This is a genomic window from Halomonas sp. DP8Y7-3 (assembly GCF_019801675.1).
Lineage (GTDB): Bacteria > Pseudomonadota > Gammaproteobacteria > Pseudomonadales > Halomonadaceae > Halomonas > Halomonas litopenaei_A.
On record NZ_JAHVIO010000009.1, the window covers coordinates 98,553 to 114,484 of the forward strand.

General features: G+C 62.3%; 13 protein-coding genes. 6 read left to right on the top strand and 7 right to left on the bottom strand.

Translation table 11 applies throughout. From position 1 onward, the window contains the following. Positions 1–92: 92 nt before the first annotated feature. The 5 genes from KUV86_RS10190 (at position 93) to KUV86_RS10210 (ending at position 6,971) form a co-directional block, all read left to right on the top strand. Positions 93–1,571: a TrkH family potassium uptake protein gene (locus KUV86_RS10190; RefSeq protein ID WP_222484697.1), complete on the top strand. Its 1,479-nt coding sequence runs from the start codon at positions 93–95 to the stop codon at positions 1,569–1,571. Between the two features lie 166 nt (positions 1,572–1,737). Then, complete coding sequence (gene aceK, locus KUV86_RS10195; protein ID WP_206941627.1) at positions 1,738–3,480, top strand: bifunctional isocitrate dehydrogenase kinase/phosphatase; 1,743 nt, start codon at positions 1,738–1,740, stop codon at positions 3,478–3,480. Between the two features lie 49 nt (positions 3,481–3,529). Further along, positions 3,530–4,258 carry an SIR2 family NAD-dependent protein deacylase gene (locus KUV86_RS10200; protein ID WP_222484699.1) on the top strand — a complete coding sequence of 243 codons (729 nt, stop codon included), beginning with the start codon at positions 3,530–3,532 and terminating at the stop codon, positions 4,256–4,258. 172 nt (positions 4,259–4,430) lie between these two features. Continuing rightward, the gene (locus KUV86_RS10205; protein WP_222485024.1) at positions 4,431–5,204 is read left to right on the top strand and encodes a tRNA-uridine aminocarboxypropyltransferase; all 774 of its coding nucleotides are present in this window, start codon (positions 4,431–4,433) and stop codon (positions 5,202–5,204) included. Positions 5,205–5,387: 183 nt separating this feature from the next. Beyond that, complete coding sequence (locus KUV86_RS10210; RefSeq protein WP_222484701.1) at positions 5,388–6,971, top strand: hypothetical protein; 1,584 nt, start codon at positions 5,388–5,390, stop codon at positions 6,969–6,971. A gap of 128 nt (positions 6,972–7,099) precedes the next feature. Here KUV86_RS10210 and KUV86_RS10215 read toward each other — a convergent pair whose 3' ends face one another. Beyond that, on the bottom strand, positions 7,100–8,332 hold the full coding sequence (locus tag KUV86_RS10215; RefSeq protein ID WP_206941622.1) for a TraB/GumN family protein: 1,233 nt from the start codon (positions 8,330–8,332) through the stop codon (positions 7,100–7,102). A gap of 161 nt (positions 8,333–8,493) precedes the next feature. After that, on the bottom strand, positions 8,494–9,030 hold the full coding sequence (locus tag KUV86_RS10220) for a lactoylglutathione lyase family protein (protein WP_206941620.1): 537 nt from the start codon (positions 9,028–9,030) through the stop codon (positions 8,494–8,496). A 93-nt stretch (positions 9,031–9,123) separates the two neighbouring features. Between KUV86_RS10220 and KUV86_RS10225 the strand changes: the two genes are divergently transcribed. Continuing rightward, a complete protein-coding gene (locus KUV86_RS10225; protein ID WP_277987376.1) occupies positions 9,124–10,032 on the top strand; it encodes a LysR family transcriptional regulator in 909 nt (302 codons plus the stop codon). A 26-nt stretch (positions 10,033–10,058) separates the two neighbouring features. Here the strand turns inward: KUV86_RS10225 and KUV86_RS10230 are convergent, their stop codons facing one another. The 5 genes from KUV86_RS10230 to fmt all read right to left on the bottom strand — a co-directional run bounded on the left by KUV86_RS10230 (position 10,059) and on the right by fmt (position 15,869). After that, positions 10,059–11,507: a TrkH family potassium uptake protein gene (locus KUV86_RS10230; protein ID WP_206941618.1), complete on the bottom strand. Its 1,449-nt coding sequence runs from the start codon at positions 11,505–11,507 to the stop codon at positions 10,059–10,061. 143 nt (positions 11,508–11,650) lie between these two features. Beyond that, entirely contained in the window at positions 11,651–13,024 is a 1,374-nt protein-coding gene (gene trkA, locus KUV86_RS10235) for a Trk system potassium transporter TrkA (protein ID WP_206941617.1), read from the bottom strand. Positions 13,025–13,198: 174 nt separating this feature from the next. After that, a complete protein-coding gene (locus KUV86_RS10240) occupies positions 13,199–13,405 on the bottom strand; it encodes a dodecin (RefSeq protein WP_206941615.1) in 207 nt (68 codons plus the stop codon). Positions 13,406–13,494: 89 nt separating this feature from the next. Beyond that, positions 13,495–14,799, bottom strand: a complete 1,305-nt coding sequence (gene rsmB, locus KUV86_RS10245; protein WP_222162890.1) for a 16S rRNA (cytosine(967)-C(5))-methyltransferase RsmB — start codon at positions 14,797–14,799, stop codon at positions 13,495–13,497. Positions 14,800–14,891: 92 nt separating this feature from the next. Beyond that, positions 14,892–15,869, bottom strand: coding sequence for a methionyl-tRNA formyltransferase (gene fmt / locus KUV86_RS10250; RefSeq protein WP_222484436.1), 978 nt, complete (start codon positions 15,867–15,869; stop codon positions 14,892–14,894). Positions 15,870–15,932: the final 63 nt, after the last annotated feature.

Below are 15,932 nucleotides of genomic sequence, written 5' to 3' on the forward strand. Positions count from 1 at the left end.
ATCCGTGATCACATCAGGGTGTGAGCAGAAGGGGCTTTTCCGGGTGCGCCGTTGGTCTATGATGAGCGCCGACAATCAGTGAGAGAACCACTATGGCCCGAGGGACTGGGATGCTGCGCTGGTGGCTGGATTGGGCTCCTGTGCTCAAGGTGCTGTCGGTGCTGTGGCTGGTATTGGCGCTGTTCATGCTGCTGCCATGGGGGGTACTGCTATGGGAGGGCGACAGTGATGCTCCTGCCTTCGCCCGCTCGCTGTTGACGGTACTGGCAACGGTGCTGGTGTGCTGGTGGTTGACCTGGCGCATCCCGGTGGAGCTCAAGACCCGGCAGATGTTCGTGCTGACCACCCTGAGCTGGCTCAGTATCAGTGGCTTCGCCAGCCTTCCACTGGTGCTGGGGGCGCCCCACCTGACGCTGACCAATGCGGTGTTCGAGTCGGTGTCCGCGATCACGACCACCGGCTCGACCATCCTCACGGATATCGATGGGCTATCCGATGGCCTCAAGCTATGGCGTGGCCTGATGCAGTGGCTCGGGGGCATCGGCATCATCGTCATGGGTATCGCCATCCTTCCATTCCTCAAGGTCGGGGGGATGCGCCTGTTCCAGACGGAGTCGTCTGACTGGTCGGACAAGGTGATGCCGCGTACCGGCGGAATCGCCAAGGCCACCCTTGGCATCTACGTGTTCGGTACCCTGGCGGCAACGCTGGCCTATGCCCTCGGTGGCATGACCCCACTGGACGCGGTGGTCCATGCCATGACCTCAGCGTCGACCGGCGGTTTTGCCAACTCGGATGCTTCTTTCGGGGCCTATGCCGATCAGCCTCATCTATTGTGGCTGGGTACGCTGTTCATGCTGCTCGGCGCCTTGCCGTTCGTGCTGTACATCCGCTGCCTGAGAGGCGCACCGTTGGCGCTGTGGCGTGACGAGCAGGTACGCGGTCTGCTGTGGCTGTTAGTGGTCGTCATTGTGGCGCTCACCCTCTACCGGGTATGGCGTGGCGAGCCGGGATTCATGGCGCTGACGCACACTGCTTTCAATGTGGTGTCAGTGGTGACCACCACGGGCTATGCCAGCGATGACTACAGTCAGTGGGGCCCCTTTGCGGCGATGGCGTTCTTCTATCTGACCTTCGTGGGCGGCTGCAGTGGGTCTACCAGCGGTGGCATGAAGATCTTCCGCTTTCAGGTGGCTATCAAGATGTTGCTGAGCCAGCTGCGTTTTCTGATCCATACCCATGGCGTGTTCGTATCGCGCTATAACGGCGTCCCGCTATCGGACGAGATCAGTCGAGGCGTCGTCGCCTTCTCGTTCTTCTTCTTCCTGACCATTGCCGGTCTGGCACTGGCGCTGGGCCTTTTGGGGCTGGACCTGGTGACGGCGCTGACCGGGGCAGCCACGGCGGTCACCAATGTGGGGCCGGGGCTTGGAGACATCATTGGCCCTGCCGGAAATTTCTCGACCCTGCCCGATGCGGCCAAGTGGCTGTTATGTGTGGGCATGCTGATGGGGCGCCTGGAAATTCTGACGGTGCTGGTGTTGTTGACTCCGATGTTCTGGCGCAAATAGGCGATGTGGGACGCCCGCGCCAAGCGTTGACGTCATCAATGTGCTGGTTAGGACAGTGGGGTTGGCGCTGGTCATGTTGCGGGGCAACATGACAGTCGACATTGGTCGTCTCGCCGAGACCGGCGGGGACCGTCATTCTGAGTCGACGTCCGCCGGGAGTGCCGAGATGAAACTGTCCCCTGCCTATCGCATCGCTGCCACCATCCTGCATGGCTTCGATGAGTACCGTTCGCGCTTCAAGCAGATCACCCTGGACGCCAATCGGCGCTTTTGCGACGCTGCCTGGCGCGAGGCGCAGCAAGCCTCCGCCGAGCGGATCAACCTGTATCAGGCCAAGGTCGACGAGACCCTGGAGCGTCTGAGGCGGACCTTTGATGAGGATACCCTGAGCCACTGCGAGTGCTGGCGAGAAGCCAAGGGGCACTACATCGAGCTGATCAGCCAGCGCCTCGACTACGAGCTGGCGGAAACCTACTTCAATTCCCAGTTCTGCTCGATCTTCCATCATCGTCATATTCGCGACGACTGGATGTTCGTGAATTCCTCCCGGGACGCCGCCAGTCATCACTCAGGCATCGATCTGTGTCGACGCATCGCCGTCGACGGGAACTGGGCGCAGGCCATCCACCAGGCGTTGGAGGGCGCGCAGCTGGGACTTCCGTTTATCGACCTCGATCATTGCGGGCATCTGGCCCGGGATTTCCTGGTCGATCACCTGCCCGAGGGGTTGCGTGACGGCCACGGAGTCGAGATCGAACTGCTCAAGAGCGTGTTCTACCGCAACAAGGGGGCGTACCTGGTTGGACGCCTGCATCGCGGAGATCAGCAGGTGCCGCTGGTGTTGCCCGTGTTGCATGAAGAGGGCAAGGGGCTGCATCTGGACACGGTGTTGATCGAGCCCGACGAGGTCTCGATCATCTTTTCCTTCACCCGCGTCTATTTTCAGGTCGATGCGACGGTACCCAGAGAGTTCGTCGCCTATTTGCACATGCTGATGCCGGACAAGCCCATCAGTGAACTGTACGCTGCGATTGGCTTCTTCAAGCATGGCAAGACGGAGTTCTTCCGCGCGCTGAATCAGCAGATTGCTCGTCGCGAGGACAAGTTCATCATCGCGCCAGGGGTGCGTGGCATGGTCATGGCGGTGTTCGTGCTGCCGTCCCATCGCACCGTGTTCAAGATCATCAAGGACCGCTTCGATCCGTCCAAGGCGATGAGTCGGGACAACGTGCGCGACAAGTATGGGCTGGTCAAACGCCATGATCGGGTAGGGCGCATGGCCGATACCCAGGAATTTTCCTATCTGGTGTCGCGCAAGGATCACTTTGACCCGGAGTGCCTGGAACACCTGCTGGAAGTGGCGCCCTCCACGGTGTATCTCAAGGATGACAAGGTCATCATCAAGCACTGTTACACCGAGCGCATGATGACCCCGCTCAATCTCTATCTGGAACAGTGTGATGAGGCGGAAACCCGCGCGGTACTGAAAGATTACGGCAATGCCATCAAGCAGATGGCGGCGGCCAACATCTTTCCAGGCGATATGCTGCTCAAGAACTTCGGCGTCACCCGGCATGGTCGGGTCATCTTCTATGACTACGATGAGGTGAGCTACCTCACCGAGTGCAACTTCCGGCATATTCCAGAGCCCTTGTACCCCGAGCAGGAGCTGGCTGACGAACCCTGGTACTCGGTTGGCCCCAATGATATTTTCCCCGAGGAATTCGGGCCCTTCCTGTTCGCCAACGTTCACTTGCGCAAGCTGTTCTACGAGCTGCACCCGGAGTTGTTCGACGCCGATTACTGGAAAAGCCTGCAGCGTGCGATCACCGATGGACACGTGATCGATGTCTATCCCTATCGCAACAAGCAGCGCTTCGCCTCGGACCCCGGGGGCTTGACCTACTGATCGCGAACGGCGGCGCGAAGATCACTGCAATCTGTCACGGAGCGCCTGCATGGCCAAATCTCCTCACCTGGTAGTGCTGACCGGCGCTGGCATCAGTGCCGAGAGCGGCATCGAGACCTTTCGGGCAGCAGATGGCCTGTGGGCCAATCATCCGATCGAGGACGTGGCGACGCCTGAAGGATGGGCGAAAAATCCTCAGCGAGTGCTCAGTTTCTACGATGCTCGGCGTGAGCAGGTGCGGGATGCGCGCCCCAACGCGGCCCATCGTGCGTTGGCCAATCTTGAGGCCCTGGGGTTCGATGTCAGCATCGTGACCCAGAACATCGATGATCTGCATGAGCGGGCCGGTTCGCGCCAGGTGCTGCACTTGCACGGTGAGATCATGGTCGCACGTTCCTCCGTCGATGAGCGCATGCGCTACCCCCTTGGACGGCGCAACATCGCCATGGGGGACGTCTGCGATCGAGGCAGCCAGCTGCGACCTGACGTGGTCTGGTTTGGTGAGGCGGTTCCCGCCTATCAGGAGGCTTGCGAGCTAGTGGCCGACGCGGATCTGATGCTGGTGGTAGGGACCTCGTTGGCGGTGATGCCTGCCGCTGCCCTGATCCATGAGCTGCCGCTGGACGCACAGTGCGTGCTGGTGGACCCAGACCCTGGACTGCAGGTGCCCGCCGGGGTGACCCGCTGGGTGATGCCTGCCGGGGAAGGGGTGCCGGCGCTTACTCGCCACTGGCAGCGTGAGGGGCGCCTGTTCGTGCCGCCGTCAGGTAACGCCTGACAGCGACGTCGACGGTCGTGGCGGGTACGCGGTGCTGGCAGCGTGACTGACGTGTTCCGTCTGGCGTGGTAGATTGGGCGCCCTTTGCCTCAGCACCCTCCTTGCCATGTGTGATTCCCGTTGTGATGCTTTCCCTGCCGCCTCGCTCGACGCCGAACGTGATGCTGCGCCCATGAGCGATGGCACCGAGTCTGCCGCGGTCGATCCTGCCACTGGCCACCCCCGCCCTCCGCGTCGAGAGTTCAAGGCGCGCGGCAGCTTCGTGACCCGCTGTGACGGCTGCAATCTGCCGGAACTCAACTGCCTCTGTCCCTATCAAGCCAAGGCCGACAGTCGGGTGCAGGTGTGGTTGATGACGCATCCGCTGGAACATCACAAGCCCACCAACACCGGACGGCTGATCGCAGACGTGCTGGCCACGACTCGCGTCTTTACCTGGTATCGCACGGCGCCAGATGACACCCTGCTGGCCCTGCTCGCTGATCCGCGCTACGCGCCCTTCGTGGTCTTTCCTGACGACCAGCCTGACTACGCGGATCGCGTGGTAGAAGTAGAGGCCGTCACCCAGGTGGAAGACGCACGCATTCCCGTGCTGATTCTACTGGACGGCACCTGGCGCCAGGCACGTCGGATCTTTCGCAAGAGCCCCTACCTGGAACACCTTCCCGTGTTACCCCTTCGCACCGATCGCCTGACCCGCTATCAGCTGCGCAAGCCGGCCTCCCAGGCACACCTGTGCACGGCAGAAGTGGCAGCCGAGTTGCTGCGGCAAAGCGGTGAAGTGGCGGCGGCTCAGGTGCTCGACGACTACTTTGATGTGTTCAATGACAGCTATGCGGCCAGTCGCCACTACACCAAGATCGAGACGCCCACCCCCTCGATGACAAGGCTGGCAGCGCTGAGGAGAGCTCAGCAGGCACTATCCTCATCAACTGAGGGGCGCTAGCACTCGGTCGTTATGTGCTGATGCGAAGTTTTAGGCAGATGAATCGCTGATCAGCTACATCATTATTCCCGCAAATCGGGCACTCATTGTCGTAAATGTCTTAGTTCGCCTGCACTTTTTCTGCGACAGGCTCTCTTTTTGACACAACTACGATAATGAGCGCGATGACGCGCGGGGAGCCCCATGCACCTACACCAGCGTTTTCTTTCCTGTCGGCCACAGCCCGAGGATCAACGGCTAGGTGGCTGGCCGTATGATGCACAGGAGGTCGATCTGTCGCTTCCTTTGCTCGAGCGTCGTCTCGACAAGGATCGTTCTCGGGTCATTCATAGCGCCAGCGTTCGTCGACTGCAGTTGCTCCCGCAGCAGGGGGGAATCCTGGCCCAGGACAGCGATCGACGGTTGCTGTCGCTGGCGCTTGAACGTCAGCAAGTGGGTCGCCGTATCGTCCACCTGATTTATCGCAAGCTCCACGGCAACCTGGCTAAGCACGAACTGGCCAGGCACGAACTGGCAGAAAAAGAGCTGACTGAGCAGGAGCCCGCCAGGCACGAACTGACAGGACTCGACACTGCGCTCGGCTGTCTGGTCGACGTTGGCTGCCTGCTTTGCGATGTCGGTCGTCCTCCCTTCGGTCAGGCGGGAGAGCTTGCCGTGTGTGGCTGGTTCGACAGCCACCTGCCGGAGTTTGGAGGAATGACGGCAGGGGGGCTGTCCGTCGACAAGAAGGAGGGGCACGCGGTGCTGGCGGAGCTATGCCGCTTTGATGCACGTGCCCAGGCCTTGCGCAGCATTGTGACCCTGGAAGGTATCAGCCTGACCCATGCGCAGAGCGCAACATTGCTAGGACGGCATGAACCATGGCCCGAGCAGGCCCTGTCTGGGCCTTTTACGGGCAACAGCTACCGTAGTGAGGCCGCTATCGAAACGGCCATGCGTGGGGCGCTGGGACTGACCCATCGAAGCCGTCACCCGGCCGCCTACCTGGTCGATGCCGCCGATGCCATCGCGCAGACCCTGGCCCGGCTCGAGGCCATCGTGGAACGGGGTTTGATAGATCCCGCAGGTTTGATGACCCAATTGAAAGATACCTTTCAGCGGCGCCAAGGCCAGCGACCCACTGCGCTCAACGAGCGCTGCTTCTGCCGCCACGGGGTAGTGCGACGCTGGAGTCTAGGCGGCATGCTGGACTGGGCTCTGGCGCGCTATCAGCGGGACCGCTCTGAGGGGCCGGGCCAGTTCTTCCACTACCTGCGCCTGGCCCTGGGCAGGATCCTGGTCAACCACGGCGCCGATGCGTTCTTGCAGCGGTTGGCGGAGGTCAGAGAGGGGGCGCCCCGGGTCAATTTGCTGGCCGTGGACCCCGGGTGTCGCATCTTGATGGAGTCTCTCGAGGATCTGGCGACTCGGCTGGAATACCTTGACCCCGACAGGGAGCGCCAGGAGCTAGATGGCTTTCGGACGATATGCGGCCTGCTGGACGCTGCCCTGCCGGCATTGCGTCTGCCCATGCAGGAGTTTCATCAGTTGCTGGATCGCCAGGAGGCGTCGTCGCCAGTACTTGGCGCATGGGCGGCTGGCTTGCCTGCAGGCGTCGTCAGAGCCTATCGCCAGGCGATCTCGGCTCCTGCAGAAGGCATGAGTGGCGCGGTACAGGAAACCTACTATCGAGGACGCTTGGTGCATGACTGGATCTGCAGCCACACCGAGACATCGGCGCTGGAGGAAAACATGAGATTACGAGTGAGCGGGCGGCAGCAGAGCTGAAGTTTGCCCCGGTGGGACAGTGGAGGGGGCGCGAACGCAGGATGGTCCAGAGCAACGCTTAGCGGGTGACAGGCGCCTTCCACCCCGCCGCGTCAGTGACGGCGAGGTGGATGCGATTGATGGTCCGCTTAGCCGAACAGGCTGCCGGCGATCCGGAAACCGGCGATCCAGGTGCCCGCAGCGGACCCGAGCGTGGCGGTCAGGAAGACCAGTAGCGTGCGGGACACACGGTTCCTCCACCAGCCCTTCACCTCGGTCACATCGTGGCGCAGCGTGGAGAAATCACGCACCTTGGGCTTGCGCATGGCCAGCTCCACGCCTGCAGCGACGAAGCCTGCGCCGATGGTCGGGTTAAGCGAGGTCAGCGGCGCGGCAAAGACGGTGGCGATGACCGTGACGGGATGCGCCAGGGCGAACAGGGTGGCGATGCCCGACAGCGCACCGTTGATGATGAACCACTCTGCCACCAGCTGCCAGCCAAGCTCGGTGTTGCGTGAGAAGCCGATGGCGAAGCCCGTGAGGACCAGTGCGGTGATGATCCAGGGCACCATCTTCCACACCTTGGAGGCGGGACGCGTGGCCTCCAGCGCGGCGATTTCCTCGTCCGGAGCCTGAGAGGGAGGGCCCTCGAGGTGCTCCGCCATGCCCTTGAGGTGGCCCGCGCCTATCACCACCAGCACTCGCCGGAACTTGCCGGGCGGGCATTGCTGGGCCAGGCGCATGACCATGTAACGATCACGCTCGCTGATCAGCGGGGTGAACAGGGTTTCAGATTCAGCGGCAAACTCACTGAAGGTCGACTCCAGCACGTCACCCTGCTTGAGGCGCTCCACTTCCTCTGCCGACACTTCCTGGCGGGACAGCACGCTGCCCAGTAGCCCAGACATCAAGCTAAAACGCTGCCACCAGGGAACATTCTGGTAGATCCTTTTCAGGGTCAGGCCTACGTCGCGATCGATCAGCAACAGCGGGAGCTGGTGGCGCTGGCTGGCCTCCAGGGCGGCACGCATCTCGGCCCCCGGCTCGATGCCTGACTGTTCTGCGATACGTTGCTGGAATGCCCCGAGGGCCAGGTTCGCCGCTACCATGCCGGCCTTGCCCTGGCGAAAGATCTGGAACAGATCCTGTTCCGCCAGGGCGTCAGGGTTGGCCAGGTTGCTGTGTCTGGCATCGCAGAGTTCGATAGCCACGGCATCGAAGTCGCCTGAATCGATCAGCGAGCGAACCTCATCGGCGCTTTCGGCGCTGACGTGGGCGGTACCGAGCAAGGTGAAGGTGGTCTCGCCAACGGTGATATCGCGGCGTGGGCCGCCTTGGGTCTCCGGCCGCTCGGCCAGTACGGTGTCGTCGATCTCGCTCATGGGCCTCGAGGCCTGAAGAATGTGAAGGATCGATTATCCATGAACCAGCAGGGCAGGCCAAACATGGCCTGCCCTGTCCGTCGGCAAATCACGCTATTGTCATGATTCGTGACGCGTGGAGGGGCTTGAGGGTGCCCAACCCAGGCCTGTCGATCACGATGTCACGCGTTGCTCTCGTCCTGATAGGCGCCGGCCGAGTAGGTCAATTCATAGCTGTGGGAGTAGATCTCGAGGATGTTGCCGAAGGGGTCTTCCATGTAGATCATCCGGTAGGGCTTTTCCCCAGGATAGTATTCACGAACCTTGGGCATGCGCTTCTTGCCGCCGGCGGCGACGATGCGCTCCGCCAGTCCTTCCACGTCCGGATCTTGCACGCAGAAATGGAAGACGCCGGTTTTCCAGTATTCGAAATTGTTCTCGGGATCTTCATGGTTGGCAAACTCGAAGAGTTCGACACCGACGCGATCCCCCGTGGACAGGTGCGCGATACGGAAGCTGCCCCAGCCAGGCCCGAAGACATCGGTGCACATCTCGCCAATGGCAGAGTCGTCTTCCTCGATGGTGGTCGGGGCCATGATCTGGTACCAGCCCAGGACCTCGGTGTAGAACGCCACGGCCGCCTCGACGTCCGGTACCGAGATGCCGATATGGGAGAAGCTGCGTGGATAGTTGGGGCGGTCCTGATGGGATGAGCTCATGTCTCGTTGCCTCTTGCTGTGGAGTGAATGCACACAGTCTGGGCGGTGATGGCTATAATGAAAATAGTGTGCCGCTTATGGTAGTGATAATAGATGCTTATGCTTAATCCGCTCTGGCTACGTTCTTTTCATGCCCTGGTCGAACAGGGAAGCTTCACCAGGGCTGCCGATCAACTGGAGCTCACCCAGGCGGCCGTCAGTCAGCATGTACAGAAACTTGAAGCCGAGCTAGGGGCGCTGTTCATCCGACGGCCGCGGCAGCTCGAACTGACCCCGGCGGGGCACGCCCTGGTCGACTATCTGGGGGAGCGTGCGGAGGTGGACCAGCGGCTTAAGCTGCGTCTGGCCGGGGATCGCGATGATCATGGCGAGATAAGTCTGATGACGCCGGGGAGCATCGGCCTGGCGCTGTATCCCCGGCTGCTGGAGCTGCAGAAGCGCTCGCCTGGCCTGTGCATTCGACATCGCTTCGGGCCGACCCAGGACATCATCGACGCGGTGTTGGCGGCGCGGGTAGAGATGGGGCTGGTCATCGAGTGTCCCGATGACCCGAGGCTGACCGTCAGCGAGTTTGCGACGGAACCGCTGGAGCTGATCGTGCCTGCCGCCGCAAAGGTAGAGCGCTGGGATGACCTGATGTCGCTGGGGTTCATCGACCATCCGGATGGCAAGGCGCTGGCGTCTCGACTGTTGAGCCGACGCTTTCCGGGCTCCCCCGGCTATGCCCACTGGCCAATCAGCGGCTTCACCAATCAGATCGGCTTGATTCTGGCGCCGGTAGCGGAGGGGCTGGGCTTTACCGTGCTGCCACGCTTCGCCCGTCAGGCGTTTGAGCAGCAGGCCTCCCTTCGGGTGGTGACGGGGCAGCCCGAGGTGGCGGATACCCTCTACCTGATACATCGGGCTGAATGGCCGCTATCGTCCAGAGCCGAGCGTGCCCTGCTGGTGATGGGGACGGCTGCCGACGCTGAAGCGGGCAGGTCGGCAGGCGGACACGCTTGAGCGTCGACGCGGCCCAGGAGTCCGCACTATTTGCGCCAGAAAGCGGGTGTGAACAGTACCAGTACGGTAAAGATCTCCAGGCGTCCCATCAGCATGGCCATCACCAGGATCCATTTGGCCATCGCCGGCATATCGCCGTAGTGCAGGCTGGCTTCACCCAGCGCCGGGCCCAGGTTGTTGAGCGCGGAGCCTACGGTGGACCAGGCCGTGACCTGGTCAACGCCGGTGGCCATGACCCCGACCAGCATCAGGAAGAACAGCAGGACGTAGGCCGAGAAGAACCCCCAGACCGCCTGTGCAATGCCGTCAGGCACGCTGACCTTGCCAATCTTGACGGCGATCACGGCGTTGGGGTGAATCAAGCGCATGATCTCGCGCATTCCCTGCTTGATGATCAGGATGATGCGAATGACCTTCATGCCGCCACCGGTAGAGCCTGAGCTTGCGCCGACAAAGGCGGCGATGAACAGGAGTAGCGGCAAGGCGCCTGGCCAGGCAGAAAAGTCGGCCACCGAGAATCCGGCCGTGGTCGCGACCGAGACCACCTCAAAGATGCCGTGGCGCAGGCCGACCGTGGTCTCCTCGGTGCCGGTCAGCCACAGCACGATGACGGTGATAGCCGCCAGGCCGGTCAGGTACAGCAGCAAAAACCGTGCCTCGGAGTCTTCCCAGTAGTGGCTGATGCGGCGCTCGCGCCAGGCCAGGAAGTGCAGGCTGAAGCTGAGCGCCGAGATCAGCATGAATACCACACAGATCGCTTCGATCAAGGCGCTGTCGAAGTAGCCAATGCTGGCGTCATGGGTCGAGAAGCCACCGATGGCGACCGTGGAAAAACTATGGCCCAGCGCATCGAACCAATCCATGCCCGCCGCCATGTAGGCGAGCATGCAGGCTAGCGTCAGGGTGGCATAGATGTACCACAGTGCCTTGGCGGTCTCGGTGATCCGAGGGGTCAGCTTGGAGTCCTTGAGCGGTCCCGGAATCTCCGTGCGATACAGCGCCATGCCGCCGACGCCGAGGGTCGGCAGAATGGCGACCGCCAGGACCACGATGCCCATGCCGCCTAGCCACTGCAGCTGCTGACGATAGTAGAGGATGGCCTCCGGCAGGAAGTCGATGCCGGTAATGACCGTCGCACCCGTGGTCGTCAGCCCAGAGAAGGATTCGAAAACGGCATCAGTAAAAGACAGCGCCGTGCTTCCCGTCAGCATCAGTGGCAGGGAACCGAACAGCCCCAGTACCGTCCAGAACATGGCGGCGATCAGGAAGCCGTCACGGGTCCGCAGCTCCCGCCGAGCATGTCGATTCGGCAGAAACATCGCAGCACCGGTGAACACGGTGATGGCAATGGCGATCAGAAAGGCGTCCCAGGTGCCATCGCCGAACAGCAGCGAAATGGCGATGGGCGGCACCATGGTCAGGCTGAACATCATCAGCAGCAGCCCGAGAATACGCAGAATCATTCTCAGGCTCATGCCATCCGGCTCCTGTGCAAAGTAGCGCAAGGGGAAGATGTCAGTGAACGGGTCGTCGTCTCAAGCCCGGTCGGGAACGGACTCATGCGGCGGCTCTCCTTGTGGTAATTCGATGGTCGTCTCTCGAGGTAACGCCATGCGCATCAGAAGAACGTCAGCCCGACCTGGAACAGGCGCTCGACGTCACGAATCTTGCGTTTATCGACCACGAACAGGATGACATGGTCGCCGCTTTCCACTACCACGTCGTCATGGGCGATCAAGACCTCCTTGCCGCGCACGATGGCGCCGATGGTCGAGCCCCCGGGGAGATCGATGTCGCCGATGGCGCGTCCCACCACTCGCGATGACTGGCTGTCGCCATGGGCAATCGCCTCGATGGCCTCCGCGGCACCCCGGCGCAGCGAGTGCACGTTGACGATGTCGCCGCGGCGAACGTGGGTGAGGAGGCTGCCAATCGTGGCCTGCTGAGGCGAGATGGCGATATCGATTTCGCCACCCTGGACCAGGTCGACGTAGGCCGCGTTGTTGATCAGGGTGAGAACCTTCTTGGCCCCCATCCGCTTGGCCAGCATCGACGACATGATGTTGACCTCGTCGTCGTTGGTCAGCGCACAGAAGATATCGCAGTCTTCGATGTTCTCTTCTTCCAGCAGCCGCTTGCTGGTGGCACTGCCGTGCAGCACCACGGTGCGGTCAAGGCGTTCTGACAGCTGGGTGCAGCGGTCCAGGCTGTGTTCAATCATCTTGACCTGGTGGCTGTGCTCGAGATGTTCGGCCAGGCGCTCGCCGATGTTGCCGCCACCGGCGATCACGACGCGGCGGAAATCCCGGTCGAGCCGTCGCAACTCACTCATCACGGCACGGATATCACGGCGTGCGGCGATAAAGAAGACCTCGTCGTCGGCTTCGATGACCGTGTCGCCGCGGGGAATGATCGGGCGATTGCGGCGATAGATGGCGGCAACGCGTGTGTCGACGCTGGGCATGTGACGGCGCAGGAAGCCAAGCTCCTGGCCGACCAGCGGGCCACCGTAGAAGGCCTTGACCGCCACCAGCTGGACCAGGCCCCCGGCGAATTCCAGCACCTGCAAGGCACCAGGATGCTCGATCAGGCGCCGGATGTGATCAGTGACGACTTGCTCGGGACTGATCAGCACGTCGATAGGGACGGCCTCATGGGCAAACAGGCCCTTGCGGGCGAGGTAGGCCGTGGCGCGCACACGGGCGATCTTGGTCGGTGTGCGAAACAGGGTATGGGCCACCTGACAGGCGATCATGTTGACTTCATCGGAGTTGGTCACGGCGATCAGCATGTCGGCATCTTCACAGCCTGCCTGACGCAGCACCATGGGGTAGGAGGCCGCCCCGGAAACCGTGCGAATATCCAGCCGCGTATGCAGCTCGCGCAGACGCTCACCGTCGGTGTCTACCACCGTGATGTCGTTCTCCTCGCGGGCCAGATGCTCCGCCAGGGTGCCGCCAACCTGGCCGGCGCCGAGAATGATGATCTTCATCGTCGTGTCCGAAGAGAGGTCGAGAGCGCATGGTGCGCTGCAACATAGGGCCAGCATACCTGAGCCCTGAACAGACCAACAGGGCGGGATGTCTCCCGCCCTGTGCCGAAAGGAAACACCGAAGGCCCGTCAGTATGCAAGCCCAGGTATCTCCGGGGAGAGCTGATCGCTGGATCAGTCCAGGGTAAAGCCGACCTTCAACGTCACCTGCCAGTGGGCGACCCGGCCGTTTTCGATGTGCCCGCGTGTTTCGGTCACCTCGAACCAGCGCAGGTCATGCACCGTCTCAGACGCCTTGGTGATGGCGCGCTGGACCGCGTCTTCGATGCTTGTCTCGGACGAACCGGTCAACTCGATCTGCTTGTACACGTGTTGGCTCATACATACTCCCTGTAGCGGTAGACGTCGTGGGACCGCCCACCCGGACAACAGCGGCCTGGGGCGGGCAAGCAACCCTGCTGCCGTGTGGCTCAGTGGGTTGCCTTGACCAGTCTGGCATAGAAGAAACCGTCGTGACTGTCGATCTTCGGTAACAGTTGGCGTCCGGCTCCTGATGTCTGGCCCCAGGCAATGTCGGAAGGCATGTTGGCGCTGGCATCCTCAGTCCGCTCAAGAAAGGCGCGAATCTGGTCGCGATTCTCTTCCGGCAGGACCGAGCAGGTGGCGTACAACAAGGTGCCGCCGGGCTTGAGCAGCGGCCACAGGTTATCGAGCAAGGCCTGCTGCAACTCGGCCAGCTGGCGGATGTCGCTGGCACGGCGCAAGCGCTTGATGTCGGGATGACGGCGGATGACTCCGCTGCCCGAGCAGGGAGCGTCAAGCAAGATGGCATCGAACAGCGTGCCATCCCACCAGTCCCGCTGGGTACCATCACCCTGGGCCAGGGTGGCCGAGAGTCCGAGGCGAGTCAGGGTGTCTTCCACACGGGCAAGACGTGCAGCGTCGGAGTCGATGGCATGCAGATCAATGTCGAACAGCTCAAGCAGGTGAGCGGTCTTGCCGCCAGGTGCACAGCAGGCATCCAGGACTCTCGCGCCGGGGCGAGGGGCGATGACAGGGCCCAGCAGCACAGCGGCCAGCTGGGCGGCTTCATCCTGGACGCTGACATGGCCCTCGGCGAAGCCTGGCAGGCTGTCCACATCGCGAGGGGCATCCAGGATCAAGCCGTCAGGCGCGTGTGAACACAGACGTGCGCTGATCCCGGCACCGTCGAGGATGTCCAGATACTGCTCTCGGTCGTTGTGGCGACGGTTGACGCGCAGGGTCATTGGGCCTGGCTGGTTATTGGCCTCACAGATATCGCGCCAGTCGTCAGGCCACGCCTGGCGCAGCGCCTTGAGCCACCAGCGCGGATGCAGCAAGGCCACTGCAGGGTCACGGTCGACTTCTGCTTCCAGTGTTGAGGATTCGCGCTGCAGACGGCGCAGGCAGCCGTTAAGAACGCGGGTTGCCCAGGCCTTGCCCTGCAGGCGAGCGGCCCCTGCGGTCTCGCCTACCGCCGCATGGGCGGGAATGCGCAGGTACAGCAGTTGGAAGATGCCGAGCAGCAGCAGCGCCTGAATGTCGGCGTCGCGAGTCTTGAAGGGCTTTTCCAGTAACTGGTCCGCCAGCGCTTCCAGTCTGGGCAGCGTCCGGCAGACACCAAAGCACATCGCCTTGAACAACGCCCTGTCGCGAGCCACGACCTGATGATCATCCAGAGAAGACAGCGAGCCCTTGCCGGTAATGACCGGAACCAGCGCCTTCGCTGCTGCAGCTCGAACACAGTCACCCATGTCTCTGCGTGCATTGGTGTGGGCACGGCTTTGCTGATCGGGCTTGCGCTGGCGAGCGTTGCGCTGGCCGTGCTGGCGTGGGCGGGAATCGCTCATTCGCTGGCCTCCGTTTGCGGCTGGCCCAGGCAGGCGCCTACGGCGAAACGCTCGGCTCGGGCACGTAGCAGCTCATTGATCGGCAGAGCCTTGCCACCGGGCAGCTGGGCATGGGTGATGCGCAGGCGCTCGCGGCCATCTTGACCACAGGCGACCAGCAGCTCTCCTTCCGCCTTGACGATGGTGCCTGGTGTAGCCGCGTCAGCGCTGTCCACGGCGTCTGCCAGATGAATGCGCAGGCGGTCATCGCCCAGGGCACACCAGGTGACAGGCCACGGATTGAACGCCCGCACTCGCGCGGCGAGCGTTTGTGCATCCTGGCGAAAGTCCAGTTCCGCCTCGGCCTTGCTCAGCTTGGCGGCGTAGGTCACGCCGCTATCCGGCTGGGGCGTCGGCGTCAGCTCGCCTGCGGCAAGCTGATCAAGGGCATCGACAATGGCTTTGCCCCCCAGGCTGGCCAGGCGGTCGTGAAGCTCGCCACCCGTCGTGGTATTGCTGATCTCGGTGCGGCGGATCATCAGCATGTCGCCGGTATCCAGGCCTTCGTCCATCTGCATGATGGTCACACCGCTTTCGCTGTCGCCGGCTTCAATGGCTCGCTGGATCGGTGCAGCGCCGCGCCAACGTGGCAGTAGTGAGGCATGCACGTTGAGGCATCCAAGGCGGGGGGCTTCGAGCACGGGAAGCGGCAGGATCAAGCCGTAGGCCACCACCACCATGACATCTGCCTCCAAGGCTGCCAGCGCTTGCTGCTCCTCAGCATCCTTGAGCCGCTCCGGCTGGTATACCGGTATGTCATGAGACAACGCCAGTGACTTCACCGGGCTAGGTGTCAGTTTGCGACCGCGTCCTGCAGGTCGATCTGGTTGAGTGTAGACGGCAATCACCTGATGGTGACTGTCGAGTACCGCCGAGAGGCTCTCGGCAGCGAAGTCAGGCGTGCCAGCGAAGATCACGCGCAGCGCTTGGGTCATGTTCAGGGCCTTGGCCGAAGAATGCGGAGTCAATAGTAACGGAGACGCGAGCAACGACGAAGG